This window comes from Leptolyngbya sp. FACHB-261 (genome assembly GCF_014696065.1).
Taxonomy (GTDB): Bacteria; Cyanobacteriota; Cyanobacteriia; order FACHB-261; family FACHB-261; genus FACHB-261.
Genome location: NZ_JACJPL010000027.1, coordinates 396,229 through 408,506 on the forward strand (window position 1 = coordinate 396,229; position 12,278 = coordinate 408,506).

General features: G+C 52.7%; 13 protein-coding genes and 1 pseudogene. 5 read left to right on the top strand and 9 right to left on the bottom strand.

What is annotated here, in order from left to right; genetic code table 11:
* Positions 1-98 precede the first annotated feature (98 nt).
* The 4 genes from glnA to H6F94_RS21465 all read left to right on the top strand — a co-directional run bounded on the left by glnA (position 99) and on the right by H6F94_RS21465 (position 4,475).
* Complete coding sequence (glnA, locus tag H6F94_RS21450) at positions 99-1,523, top strand: type I glutamate--ammonia ligase (protein ID WP_190804283.1); 1,425 nt, start codon at positions 99-101, stop codon at positions 1,521-1,523.
* A 228-nt stretch (positions 1,524-1,751) separates the two neighbouring features.
* Positions 1,752-2,735 (top strand): ABC transporter ATP-binding protein, encoded by a 984-nt coding sequence (locus tag H6F94_RS21455; protein WP_190804284.1) that lies wholly within the window; start codon positions 1,752-1,754, stop codon positions 2,733-2,735.
* Positions 2,732-3,520 (top strand): ABC transporter permease, encoded by a 789-nt coding sequence (locus tag H6F94_RS21460; RefSeq protein ID WP_190804285.1) that lies wholly within the window; start codon positions 2,732-2,734, stop codon positions 3,518-3,520. Before H6F94_RS21455 ends, H6F94_RS21460 begins: the two co-directional genes overlap by 4 nt.
* A 172-nt stretch (positions 3,521-3,692) precedes the next feature.
* Positions 3,693-4,475, top strand: coding sequence for an ABC transporter permease (locus tag H6F94_RS21465; RefSeq protein ID WP_190804286.1), 783 nt, complete (start codon positions 3,693-3,695; stop codon positions 4,473-4,475).
* Between the two features lie 28 nt (positions 4,476-4,503).
* On the opposite strand, the gene H6F94_RS21470 is transcribed toward H6F94_RS21465, so the two are convergent.
* From H6F94_RS21470 to H6F94_RS21485, 4 genes are all read right to left on the bottom strand, one after another.
* A complete protein-coding gene (locus H6F94_RS21470) occupies positions 4,504-5,886 on the bottom strand; it encodes a glycosyltransferase family 4 protein (RefSeq protein ID WP_190804287.1) in 1,383 nt (460 codons plus the stop codon).
* A 415-nt stretch (positions 5,887-6,301) separates the two neighbouring features.
* On the bottom strand, positions 6,302-6,955 hold the full coding sequence (gene hpsU, locus H6F94_RS21475; RefSeq protein ID WP_190804288.1) for a hormogonium polysaccharide biosynthesis acetyltransferase HpsU: 654 nt from the start codon (positions 6,953-6,955) through the stop codon (positions 6,302-6,304).
* Between the two features lie 21 nt (positions 6,956-6,976).
* Positions 6,977-7,930: a glycosyltransferase family 2 protein gene (locus H6F94_RS21480; RefSeq protein WP_190804289.1), complete on the bottom strand. Its 954-nt coding sequence runs from the start codon at positions 7,928-7,930 to the stop codon at positions 6,977-6,979.
* Between the two features lie 78 nt (positions 7,931-8,008).
* The gene (locus tag H6F94_RS21485; protein WP_190804290.1) at positions 8,009-8,950 is read right to left on the bottom strand and encodes a glycosyltransferase family 2 protein; all 942 of its coding nucleotides are present in this window, start codon (positions 8,948-8,950) and stop codon (positions 8,009-8,011) included.
* Between the two features lie 189 nt (positions 8,951-9,139).
* On the opposite strand from H6F94_RS21485, the gene H6F94_RS21490 reads away from it, so the two are divergent.
* Entirely contained in the window at positions 9,140-9,544 is a 405-nt protein-coding gene (locus H6F94_RS21490; RefSeq protein WP_190804291.1) for an NIL domain-containing protein, read from the top strand.
* 55 nt (positions 9,545-9,599) lie between these two features.
* Here H6F94_RS21490 and H6F94_RS33625 read toward each other — a convergent pair whose 3' ends face one another.
* The 5 genes and pseudogenes from H6F94_RS33625 to H6F94_RS21510 all read right to left on the bottom strand — a co-directional run bounded on the left by H6F94_RS33625 (position 9,600) and on the right by H6F94_RS21510 (position 12,031).
* A complete protein-coding gene (locus H6F94_RS33625; protein WP_396426456.1) occupies positions 9,600-9,848 on the bottom strand; it encodes a glutathione S-transferase family protein in 249 nt (82 codons plus the stop codon).
* 183 nt (positions 9,849-10,031) lie between these two features.
* A pseudogene (locus H6F94_RS32515) lies at positions 10,032-10,216 on the bottom strand (glutathione S-transferase N-terminal domain-containing protein); the annotation flags it as partial.
* 152 nt (positions 10,217-10,368) lie between these two features.
* Positions 10,369-10,623 (bottom strand): hypothetical protein, encoded by a 255-nt coding sequence (locus tag H6F94_RS21500; RefSeq protein ID WP_190804292.1) that lies wholly within the window; start codon positions 10,621-10,623, stop codon positions 10,369-10,371.
* Positions 10,624-10,880: 257 nt separating this feature from the next.
* The gene (locus tag H6F94_RS21505) at positions 10,881-11,294 is read right to left on the bottom strand and encodes an ExbD/TolR family protein (protein WP_242041314.1); all 414 of its coding nucleotides are present in this window, start codon (positions 11,292-11,294) and stop codon (positions 10,881-10,883) included.
* A 53-nt stretch (positions 11,295-11,347) separates the two neighbouring features.
* Entirely contained in the window at positions 11,348-12,031 is a 684-nt protein-coding gene (locus H6F94_RS21510) for a MotA/TolQ/ExbB proton channel family protein (protein ID WP_190804293.1), read from the bottom strand.
* Positions 12,032-12,278: the final 247 nt, after the last annotated feature.

Consider the following 12,278-nt stretch of genomic DNA (forward strand, 5'->3'; position numbering starts at 1 on the left):
GGCCAGACAGCTTTAGATATCAGCTTGGTTCAGAGCTTGCAAGGCACGACCGGAAACTGTCGTCAACCCGCCACGCGCCAGAGATTAAGGAGAATTTCATGGCCCAGACCCCTCAAGAAATCTTGAGTCTGATTAAAGATCAAGGCATCAAAATCATTGATCTGAAGTTCATCGATACGCCAGGCACCTGGCAACACCTCTCGGTCTACTATGACCAGATCGATGAAAGTTCCTTCACCGATGGCGTGCCCTTTGACGGCTCCAGCATCCGAGGCTGGAAGGCAATCAATGAATCGGACATGTCGATGGTCCTGGACCCGACCACGGCCTGGATCGATCCCTTCATGGAAGAGCCAACCCTAAGCGTCATCTGCTCAATTATTGAGCCGCGCACGGGTGAGCCCTACAGCCGTTGCCCCCGCGTCATCGCCTCCAAGGCAGTCGATTACCTCAAGTCCACGGGCATTGGTGACACTGCCTTCGTTGGCCCGGAAGCTGAGTTTTTCATCTTTGATAACGTTCAGTTTGACCAGACTGAACACCAAGGCTTCTACATCGTCGACTCAGTGGAAGGCCGCTGGAATTCTGGGCGGGAAGAGCCAGGTGGCAACCTAGGTTACAAGCCTCGCTACAAGGAAGGCTACTTCCCCGTTGCGCCTACCGATTCTTCCCAGGACCTCCGCACCGAGATGCTCCTGACGATGGCTAAGTGTGGAGTGCCAATTGAAAAGCATCACCACGAAGTTGCTACCGGTGGTCAGTGCGAGCTAGGCTTCCGCTTTGCTGAGCTGATCAAGGCTGCCGACTACTTGATGACCTACAAGTACTGCATCAAGAACGTCGCCAAGCGCTATGGTAAGACGGTCACGTTCATGCCCAAGCCACTGTTTAACGACAACGGCTCCGGTATGCACACGCACCAGTCGATCTGGAAAGATGGTCAGCCGTTGTTCTTCCAGGAAGGCAATTACGCTGACCTGAGCGAGATGGCTCTCCACTACATCGGCGGCATTCTGCGGCACGCTCCCGCTCTACTGGCCTTCACCAACCCCACCACCAACTCCTACAAGCGTTTGGTGCCTGGGTTTGAAGCGCCAGTCAACCTAGCCTATTCTCAGGGCAACCGTTCGGCCTCGATCCGGATTCCCCTGTCTGGCAAGAGCCCTAAGGCTAAGCGCCTAGAGTTCCGTTGCCCCGACGCCACCGCCAATCCCTATCTGGCCTTTTCTGCCATGCTGATGGCAGGCCTAGATGGGATCAAGAACAAGATCCATCCGGGTGAGCCTCTGGACGTAGACATCTACGACCTGACCCCCGAGGAACTGGCCAAGGTGCCCTCCACTCCTGGCTCTCTACTAGATGCGTTGGAGGCTCTACGGGCCGACCACGAATTCCTGCTCCAGGGCAACGTCTTCACCGAGGACTTCATTAACACCTGGATCGAGTACAAGCTCGACAACGAGGTGAACCCGATGCGTCTGCGTCCTCACCCCTACGAGTTCGCTCTGTACTACGACTGCTAATAGTACGACGCTAATCCGACTGCCAGTCGGTCGTCCTGCGTTTCAGTTTGGTTCTGTGCTTACAATCTCTGCCCCTGGGATCAGGGGCAGTTTTTTGATCTCTGATTCTTTAATCTCTGAGTGGCACTTCAATCCGTCTTTAAGCTGGTAGGTAACTCAACCTCAGGGTCTGAGTGTTTAGAGTGAGTATCTACCTGCATCTACTTCAGGAAAGAGCAAGGGAAAAGCATGTCGATTATTGTGGCTGAGGGCTTGCGCAAAGCCTATTCCATTGCAGTCAAGGAACCAGGTTTAGCAGGTACCCTCTCCTATTTTCTGCGCCGTCAGTACCAACAAGTCGAGGCCGTGAAGGGAGTCTCGTTTCAGATCGAACCAGGCGAGGTTGTAGGCTTTTTGGGTCCCAATGGCGCGGGCAAAACCACCACGCTGAAGATGCTGACCGGCTTGATTTATCCCTCCGGTGGGCGAGTGAAGGTGGCTGGGCATGTGCCTTTCCAGCGTCGAGCTGCGTTTCTGCAAAAGATCACGCTGGTCATGGGACAGAAGCAGCAACTGATCTGGGATCTGCCCGCTCTTGACTCTCTAAAAATCAATGCTGCCGTTTACGGCATTCCCGACTCAGACTTCCGGCGGCGGGTGGGAGAATTGGTCGAAATGCTGAGCCTAGCGGGTAAGCTCAACCAGCCTGTGCGCAAGCTCTCCCTAGGCGAACGCATGAAGGCTGAACTGCTGGCTGCCCTGCTACACCAGCCCTCAGTGTTGTTTCTAGACGAGCCCACGTTGGGGCTGGATGTCAACGCTCAAGTGAGTGTGCGCGATTTCTTACGCGAGTATAACCAGCGCTACGGCGCTACAGTTCTACTAACCAGCCACTACATGGCTGACATTACAGCGCTGTGTCAGCGCGTGATGCTGATCCACGAAGGACGGCTGATCTATGACGGTAGCTTGGAGAGCCTGTTCAACCGCTTTGCTCCCTACCGCGAGGTTCAGCTTGAGCTGGCCCAGCCTATGGCCAAAGCCGATCTCTTAACCTACGGAGACCTGGAATCCGTCGAGGGGCGTTCGGTGCGCTTCTGTATCAAGCGAGATTTATTAACACGCACGCTCTCTCGGATTCTGGCTGAGTTAGAGGTATTGGACCTGACCGTAACGGATCCACCGATTGAAGAGGTGATCGGACGGGTATTTCGGACGGGGGTGGCATCATGAGGAGCTTTTGGCGCAGGGCACGGGTCTTGAGTACGGTCTATTACGCCTACATGACCGAGTACCGAGCAGAACTCCTGTTGTGGGTGCTGTCTGGGGTGCTGCCCTTCATCTTGATGGGGGTCTGGATGGAGGCCGCCCAAGGCGGACGCTTCGGCCTAGGCCCACTAGACTTTGCTCGCTATTTCCTGGCTGCCTTTGTAGCACGGCAGTTCTCGGTGGTTTGGGTAGTTTGGGAATTTGAGCGGGAAGTAGTGGAGGGCCGCCTGTCGCCTCGCCTACTGCAACCGATGGATCCGGCTTGGCACCACTTCGTGTCTCACTTCGCCGAACGCTTCGCGCGCTTGCCTTTCGCGATCATCCTGGTCGGCTTCTTTTTTGTGCTTTACCCTCAAGCCATCTGGCTACCCAGTTTGAGCGGCTTTCTGCTCTTTTGCTTGGCAGTGAGTTTGGCATTCACTATGCGCTTCATCATGCAGTACACCATGGCGATGTTCGCCTTTTGGACAGAGCGCGCTAGTGCTATCGAAGAATTTTGGTTTCTAATGTATTTATTTCTCTCGGGCTTAATTGCACCGTTAGAGATTTTCCCCCAAGCTGTGCGCAATGTCATTCAATGGACACCCTTCCCTTACCTGATTAACTTTCCCGCTTCTTTGCTAGTTGGTTTACCTGTGAATGTTGGTCAGGGATTGCTTGTTATGTTGGCGTGGACGGGCGTATTTTTCGTGCTCAATCGCTGGCTATGGCGACAGGGTTTAAAGCATTACTCTGGCATGGGCGCTTAGCCTTTGGGGAGAGATTTTAGGTTCTTTTGGCTTCTCGCTGTGAATCAAAAGCGCATTAACAAAGTCGCTAGATGACCGTTTGATTCGTTCCTTAGAAGCTAAAAACGCCCTTAAATCCAACTCAGTAATTCAACATTTTTAATTCCAAACTTTTACTGTACGAGTTCTGTTAATGAGACGTCACCTGCGCATTCTCCGGCTATTTTGGGCCACTGCCCTAGCAGCGGAACTTGAATACCGAGCGAACTTCATCTTCGCAGCTCTTAGCAGTTTAGGTAACCTGATCGGTAGCCTGTTTGCTCTGTCTTTGTTTTATCGCAATGGCTACACCTTCTCAGGCTGGTCTTGGCAAGAAGCACTAGTGGTACTGGGAATTTTCACTACGCTTCAGGGCTTCGCAGATACTTTTCTGGCCCCAAACTTGAGCCGAATTGTCAAGCACGTGCAGCAGGGCACCCTCGACTTCATCCTGCTCAAACCGCTCAATAGCCAGTTCTGGCTCTCAACCCACACCCTCTCTCCCTGGGGTCTGCCAGATCTATTTTTTGGCATTGTCATGATTGGTTACGCCGGAACCCAGCTCAGCCTAGCGCCTCAAGCATATTTGTTAAGCGCTGTGCCGCTGCTATTCGGCCTGATCAGTCTTTACAGCCTGTGGTTCATGCTGGGCGCAACCAGCATCTGGTTCGTCAAAATCTATAACGTCACCGAAGTCTTGCGTGGCTTACTAGAGGCGGGACGCTTCCCTATGGTGGCCTATCCTACGGCGTACCGCTTCTTTTTTACCTTTGTAATTCCCGTGGCTTTTTTAACCACAATTCCAGCAGAGGCTATGTTGGGGCGCTCTGAAGCAGGTTGGATCATTGGCGCTAGCCTACTCGCTCTGGGGTTATTTCTAGCCTCAGCTTGGTTCTGGCAATTTGCTCTACGCTTTTATACCAGCGCTTCCAGTTAGGGTTGCTGTTGGCAGAATGGGCACTAGCTCAACTGTCGCTGCTCTCCTGAGTGGCCGACAAAAACTTTGGCACCCACTCAGAGCGCTCGATCGGCAGTTCAGCATGGCTAGGCTCAATGCTAGGCAGTTCCAGATTGGTGATAGTGGTTGATGCCGAGGGAACCACTTCTGTTGTCGCTTTCTCGCCAGCAGCCACTCGTGTCAGCAACGCCTCGTACCGGCTCAGAGCCTGCTCAAAAGAGTAGGTATTGACCGCAAATTCGCGCCCCTCACGAGCTAGCTCGGCCAACCGCATGGGGTTATTTTGCAGCAACAACACCGCTTCAGCCAGAGCAGCGGGATCTTCTGGCGGGATCACGATGCCGCCCCGGCTGCGCCGCACGGCCCGTGCAGCCTCGCCCATCAAAGGCACCGAGGCAATAATCGCCCGCCCGCTTGCCAGGAGAACCTGAGTTTTGGAGGGCATGTTGAAAGATACGACATTACGCTTTTGCACAATCAAGCCAACATCTGCAGCGGCTAACATCTCTGGCAGCTGCTCTCGTGGCTGGAAGGGTAAAAGCAGTACATTCTCTGCCTTAAATTCCTCGCAGAGGCGCTGAAGCTCCGCGAGAGCTTTGCCCTCGCCCACAATTACAAAAGCGATCTCTGGTTTGTGGGTGAGACGAGCGGCTGCTCGGATAACTGTCTTCAAGCCCTGAGTTAGAGCAATGTTCCCGGAATACATCACTACAAACTTGTTCTCCAAGTTGTAGGTTTGCCGGAAACGGCTCTCTTCTTGAGGCAGCGGACGGATGAAGTTAACGTCAACCCAGTTGGGGATAAGCGTGATCTTTTGTTCGGGTACCTGCTTACCGATCAGGTTGTCTACAAAGCCTTCAGAGATCACACTGACAGCTGTAGCAGAGCGGTAGGCGAAGCGCTCCAACGCCTCAAAAACTCGGATCATCGTCTTATTGGTCAGCAGACCCACCTGAACTGCTGCCTCTGGCAGAATATCTTGTAGGCTAAGTACCACTGGAGCCCGGTAGAGCCAGCTCAACAGCGTTGCAGGAACACAGACCGGTAGGGGAGGTACTGTGGTCAAGATGACATCAGGACGCCAGCCATTAAGAGCCTGAATAAAGCTAGTAACTACAAAACTGCCATCTAACAGCAGTCGATCTACCAGACTGGGTCGAGGTTTCACCCAGACGAAGCAGCGTTGAACCTTGACTCCATTTTGTTGAGTGGTGCTAAAAAGCTTGCCGCGATAATCTTCATAGATACGACGCTCGGGATAGTTAGGCATCGCCGTAATCACCCGAACCTCATGCCCCCGCTTGACAAGTCCTTCAGCCAACTCAGTCATCAATGGAGCGATGCCAATGGGCTCAGGATGATAGTTGTAGGAGTAAATCAAAATACGCATTTTCTGACCTTTGGAGAGCGCTACCGCACTCGCGAATCTTCATACCTAACTAACGGACAGCATCAAGTCAATATGCGCAGAGAACCCTTCAAGGGCAGCGAAGAAGGACACAGAGGAAAATTAGGTCAAAGCTAATTCATGCAAAAGTATGAAAGCTAAGTCTGAAGAGGCTCTAACGGTTTGGGCAGCGTTAATCTGAGGGTCACAGTTAGCGATTCTTCACTCAGTCCAAGGCTATCTCAGCTGTCTAGGCCTGTCTACGTGAGGCGAATGAAGATTAAGTAAAGTTACTCAAATTAACGCACTCAGTGATGAGGTTGAAGCGAATTTATTAGGGGAGTACAACCACGCAACTACTGGTCTTAATTGATGCAAGATCTGTTTTTGGATCTGGTTTTAACCTTGATTTTCAGCATCAAGTTTCAGTATCTGTTGAGGAGCGCATTTTGCGGGGATAACGTGGTTTGCAGGGGCTACCCCAACAGACCTGAGCGGGTGGCAAGCTGGTGAACACACTGCTACGAGCGCCTACTACAGCATTCGCGCCAACCGTAACGCCTGGACCAATAAAGCAGTCTGCTGCAACCCAGGCCCCCGGTTCAATCACAATTGGTTGAGTTAGAAGCCTGAAGGTAGGGTCTTGGATGTCATGACTGCCGGTGCAGAGATAACACTTTTGCGACACAACACTGTGGGCACCGATCTGAATCTGCTCCAGGCTGTAGAGTACAACATCATCACCAATCCAGGCATGATCCCCAACGGTTAACTTCCAGGGATAAGTGATGCGGGCAGTCGGTCGGATCGCAACTCCCTGCCCAATGCGTGCTCCAAACAGACGTAGCAACCAGCATCGGGGCCCGTGTAGGTTATGCAAGGTTAGGGGGAACACCACCGCCTGTACTAACCACCACAGCAGAATGACCCAATTCGATCGACCCCGTTCGAAACCCGCCTGATCATATTGGCGTAGGTCAACCCAAGGGTTCGATTGAGGCTCAATCTCTGGTAATTTGACGGGTAATTCAGTGGGTGCTACACCCGGTGTCTCAGATGCACCAGTTGACATAGGTATGGTCATGTTCCCCCTCTAAGATTGACTGGTTACTGTTTCAGCCTCCATTGGCACTTCAGGAACACTGGTAGCTTTGCTTTGGACATTGAGTTTTCCCCCAAATTTCTTCAGCTCATAAAGCTTCACACCAATTTGGTACTCGTACTGGCTCAGTAACCGACCGTAGGTATAGCCAGCATGTCCATCCAGAAAGCCCAGACGGATGAAATAAAACAGAATAAAACGCAGGAAGGGTTTGAAGGGCAAGCGCACCCAAATTCTCTTTAGAAAGCGTTTGCGCTGCACTGAATCACCGAACAAAGATGCACCGATCGTGCCATCTTCACCTTGACCGGTAAGCAAGTTGTAATAAACCCGTGCTTCCCAATTGGAATAGCGATTGTGACGGGCTAACCAGTGGAAGAGATCGCGGAAGTCTTCATGAAGCATGTCTTCTTTGAGGTAGCCTGCTTTGCCTTGCAGAATGACATGCTCATGAACTTCGTTATCACCGGTGTTACGAATCTCTTCTGTGTTGAGGTTTTCGTAACGGCCCAGCTTGTGCTTAAACAGGCGCAGGTTCCAGTCTGGATATTTGCCGCCGTGGCGAATCCAGGAGCCTAAGAAAAAGACGCGGCGGTTAATGTAATAGCCATCAAATTCAGCGTTTTGGATAACGCGGCCAATTTCCTCCCAAGACTCTGGCGTAATGCGCTCATCACAATCGACAATGAGAACCCACTCATTACGAAAAGGTAGATTCTCCAGAGACCAATTTTTCTTCTTGGGCCAGCGTCCATTGAAATGGAACTGTACCACCTGAGCTCCGTGCGCTCGCGAGATTTCCTCGGTGCGGTCGTCGCTTTGGGAGTCCACAATGAAGATCTCATCAGCTCGTTGCAAACTGGCCAAACAGGCCGGTAGATTCTCCTCTTCGTTCTTAGCTGGGATCAAGACAGAGACGGGCAGTTTGGAGAGTTGGGAGGTCATAGAGGCTGCATTAATGATTGATTATTCGCACCGGATGATCTGGAGTAAATGCCAGCAGCATTGCTCACACAGAAAACTCTACCCTGAGCGTTTTGCCCACTTTGGCTCAGAAACCATACCTTGAACCACCGCACTTAGATACCCTAATTGGCCGTAGGCATACACCAGCGCATCAAAGCGCTCTGATGGGCTGTGTATAGATTTAATGGATTTGTATAAGCCTCGGGCAGCTCGTTCTGTCCCCCGCAACAACTGTTTAGGCCCAGCTTTGCCAGCCAGGCGCTCTCGATAACACTCACTAATGCCTTGCCACCAGCCGCGACGCAGAAACCAGCTCTGCGCCAGGCGTTCAGGCGAGACATTGTGGGCGACCAGCGCTTCGGGTAGGTAGGCAACCTGCCAGCCTAGGTTCAGCGCGAGTTCGGTAACGTGCAATTCCTCATTGGATAGTAAGTTCTTGCCAACGCGCCCTAGATTGACATCAAAACCACCGATCTGTTCTAGAAACTGACGCCTGATCGAGTAGTTCAAGCCGCGGGGGGTCAGACCAGGACGATCGATGTAGACCATTTCATTCCCCAAGTCGTAAGCCCCCAAGTTGCTGGCCAGATTCGGTGACAACCAGCTCGGCGCGGCTACACCCTCAGGCCAGAGCAAGGTGACCTTGCCACCAGCCACAGCTAGCTTCTCATGCTGCTGATAGGCTGAACTCAACACCTGCAACCACGGGCGGCTAGCAACTGCATCATCGTCAAGGTAAGCCAAAATCTCGCCGGTTGAGGTATTAGCCCCCGTGTTGCGAGCCACTGACAGACCCGCCGTAGGTTCATACACGTATTTCAACCGAGGGTGGGGCAGGCGGGCTTCAACAACTTCACGGGTGAGATCGGTTGAAGCATTGTCCACCACCACAACCTCAAAGTTGTCGTAGTCCTGGGTCAGCAGGCTATCGATGGCTGCACCCAGGTAACTGTCCCGGTTATGGGTACAGATGATGGCTGAGATCAGGCAGTCTGACATGGCCTCACGGGTGGATGAGCGACGGTGGTCACAGATTTTTAAGAGAGTGCCCTGCCGAATTGTACTGAGCTAAAGGCAGGGCCTCTGTAAATCCTCTGTGAAAGTACGGCTGTGCTATCTGAAGTCTCGCTGAACTTTGTTGACCATAATGGGAAGACAGTTGTCCGGTGGTCCCCCTGCACCTTTGCCATGCGTAAGCGAGTTACCCTTACCTTTCCCAAACAAACGGTGCAAATGCCGGTCACCTATCGCTTGGCGAGAGATTTTAATGTTGCAGCTAATATCATCCGAGCTCAGGTGGCACCGAACCAAGTAGGCAAGCTGGTAGTGGAACTCTCGGGTGATATAGACCAGTTAGATGCAGCGCTGGACTGGATGCGCGCTCAAAGCATCGAAATCTCCTTGGCCAATCCGGAAATCTTGATTGATGAGTCCATTTGTGTAGAGTGCGGCCTCTGTACCGGAGTTTGTCCAACCGAAGCTCTGACTCTCGATTCCCAGAGCTTCCGCTTGGTGTTCAATCGCTCTCGTTGCGTCGTCTGCGAGCAATGCATCCCTACCTGCCCCGTAGAGGCGATCTCTACAGCGCTGTAAGCAATGCTGTAAAACGCTACAGAGATGCTTATAGGAGACTTGCTATAAACCTGGCCTAACCTGCAGCCTGAGGCTGAGACGTAGTCGCAGTCCGGACTCCGATGCTTCTTTGAAAAGCTGGCCGTTGGCTTAGTCGCTGCATGTAGCTGACGACAGCAGGGTAAGCACTCAAGTCCAGCCTAAGCAGGACCGGGATGTAGTTGAGGATAGAACCCACTGCGACATCAGCAACGCTAAACTGCTCCCCTAACAAGAAGGGCTGTTTCTCTAGCAATTGATTGAGTGGTGTCAATAGGCGGGGCATCTCGCGCTCCCGGTTAGCCTCAACAAAGATGCCCGGTCCCAAAGTGGCGTTGGCGAATAGAGTCCACTGGTTTAGTAAGGCACGTTGTTCGGGCGAGAGGGCTGCCTGACCATATTGCTCAGCCCCATGTTTCTCCGTCCCATATTTCTCAGTCAGATAGAGCAGAATTGCGCCTGACTCCCAGAGTCTGAAGTCCCCGTCGCTGAGAGCAGGCACCTTGCTAAAAGGATTGATTGCCAGAACTCCGGCTGTCGGTGCTCTCCAGCTTGCACGTCTAGCAAGACAAACTCATAGGGAATAGCCAGCTCTTCTAGGTACCACTGGACGATCGAGGCCCGGCTGCGTGCGCCACCATAAAGCTTTAACATGCTGCGGCTAACCCATCTTGGGTTAAGGAATCTACAGCTACCTATCGTGGCTTAACTGCTGTAGCTCAACAGCATGATTTATTTCGTGCCGGCTCCATAGGTCGGGCAGTGAAGCCCAAGTAGACCCATTAGCGTCGCGTCAGCTACCCAAACTAGATCACGGTTGGTGTGAGCGGGGTCCGTTTGCGAGCAATAAACCGGACTGAGATTCGCCGCAGGCCCAATTCGCGCTCGAACTCAGCGATGTAGTCTACGCCCTCGCCTCCGCTTTCTCGCTCATCGAGTTTGCGCAGCAGAGCCAGAATTGCGTCGTCCAGCCCTGGATCACCCTCAAATAGGTGCATCAGGGTTTCGCAGCAATCATCGTCTGGGTAGATGGGAATGTAGTAAATCTGCTTGGCATCCATAGACGCTGCCCTTGCAATCTAGAAATTAAGCTGAGGATGACTGGTCCTGGGTCAACGTTATCATTACTGGTCAAAAGCCAGTTGTCCGGTGTCATGCTTCTTCGCCATGCGTCGCTACGAGCTGGAGCCAACTGAAGCCCTGCAAGGCTGTTAGAAAGCCTACGTTTTGTGAGGCCCCGGTTTGTGAAGCCATAGTTTATCAGCTCAGACATCAGCCCAGAGTTTAGGTACAAGCAAGTTATGTACAAGTGCCTGTGCTAATTCTGCTCAAGCGCTAAAGACACCCGGTCCCCTCCCACAGCCCGCATCTCACCCAACAGTTGCACGACCTCTTGATAGGCCAAAGTCCGATCCGCCTGGAGTACCACTGTTCCTTTGGGGTTTTGGCCTAGATAGGACTGGATTGCCTGAGCCATTTGCGCCGAATCTACGGGGCGGTTCTTCAATAAAATCTGGTTGCCTGGGTTGAGCCCAATTACTAGTGGATCTGCCATTTCCTGCTGGCTAACCCCAGCCTGGGTACTAGGCAAATTCACATTCAGCACTGGCTGCCGCGTCAGGCTGAGGGAGGCCAGGACGAAGAAAGTCAGCACGGTTAGCGTCACATCTAACAAGGGCACCAAGTTAATGACAGGCATTTCAGAGCCCTGTCTGCCGTGCTTGAAGCGCATCTTTTTCCAGCGTGCAGAGAGAAGAGGACAAGTTAGAGGTTGGGGGCGGGAAGTTAGGGGAGTTGGGGTTCTGGGAGAGAAGTCACAGAAGCAGCATCGTTGGTGCCAGATATCTCAGGCCACACCTGACGATAAATCAGCTCCAAGTCACTGCCAATGCCTGAGAAATACTCGACCTGGCGGGCCTGTAAAGTCACAAACACCCGAAAAAAGACCAGGGCCACAATTGCCACAATCGTGCCCATTGCCGTCGTAATTAAGGCTTCGCCGATCCCCTGGGTGGCGCTTTGAGCATTGGTGCTTGCGACGTCGCCTAGCTCCAGGTTCATGAAGGTTTGAATCAGGCCAGTCACGGTTCCCAATAGCCCCAGCAAAGGCGCTAGCGCAACCACTGTTTCCAGCAGCTTATCGCCCTGACGCATTTTGACAAATTCTCGATCGCCAGCGGCTTCTAGCGCCAATCGGAAGGTTTCCGGGGTGGGCTGCTTTAGGGTCAGGGGGGCCAAGAGAAAGCGTCCAATCGGTTGGCTCTGGGCTTGCTCAGCCAAGATTGCTGCCTTGCTGAGATCAGAGCGGGCTGCCGCCAGCACCTCGTGGGCGACTCGGTCCTCCTGGCGCAACAACTGCAGCCAAAACCAGGCACGCTCTAGGGCACAAGCCAGAGTAGCCACTGATAACCCCAGAAGTGGCCACATGACTGGACCACCCAGAACAAATAGGTCGAATAGTCTCGCCATCACTTCAAGCCCATAGCGCTAGGCGCCCACAACTCTGAACTCCACAAATCCAAACTTAGATGCCTCGCAGAGTCTGCCCGATTGAGGACACTTTCGAGAAGACAGCTTAGAAAAGCTATTGAGAAAGACTCTCAGCCTCGGTATTATACAAGTCTTTTACTTCAATCTTGGAGTAGGACTCAAACTAGCAGCATAGTGGCTCTGGTCAACATTTGCAGACCGGATCTGACGCTTTAAGGGAGTCTGT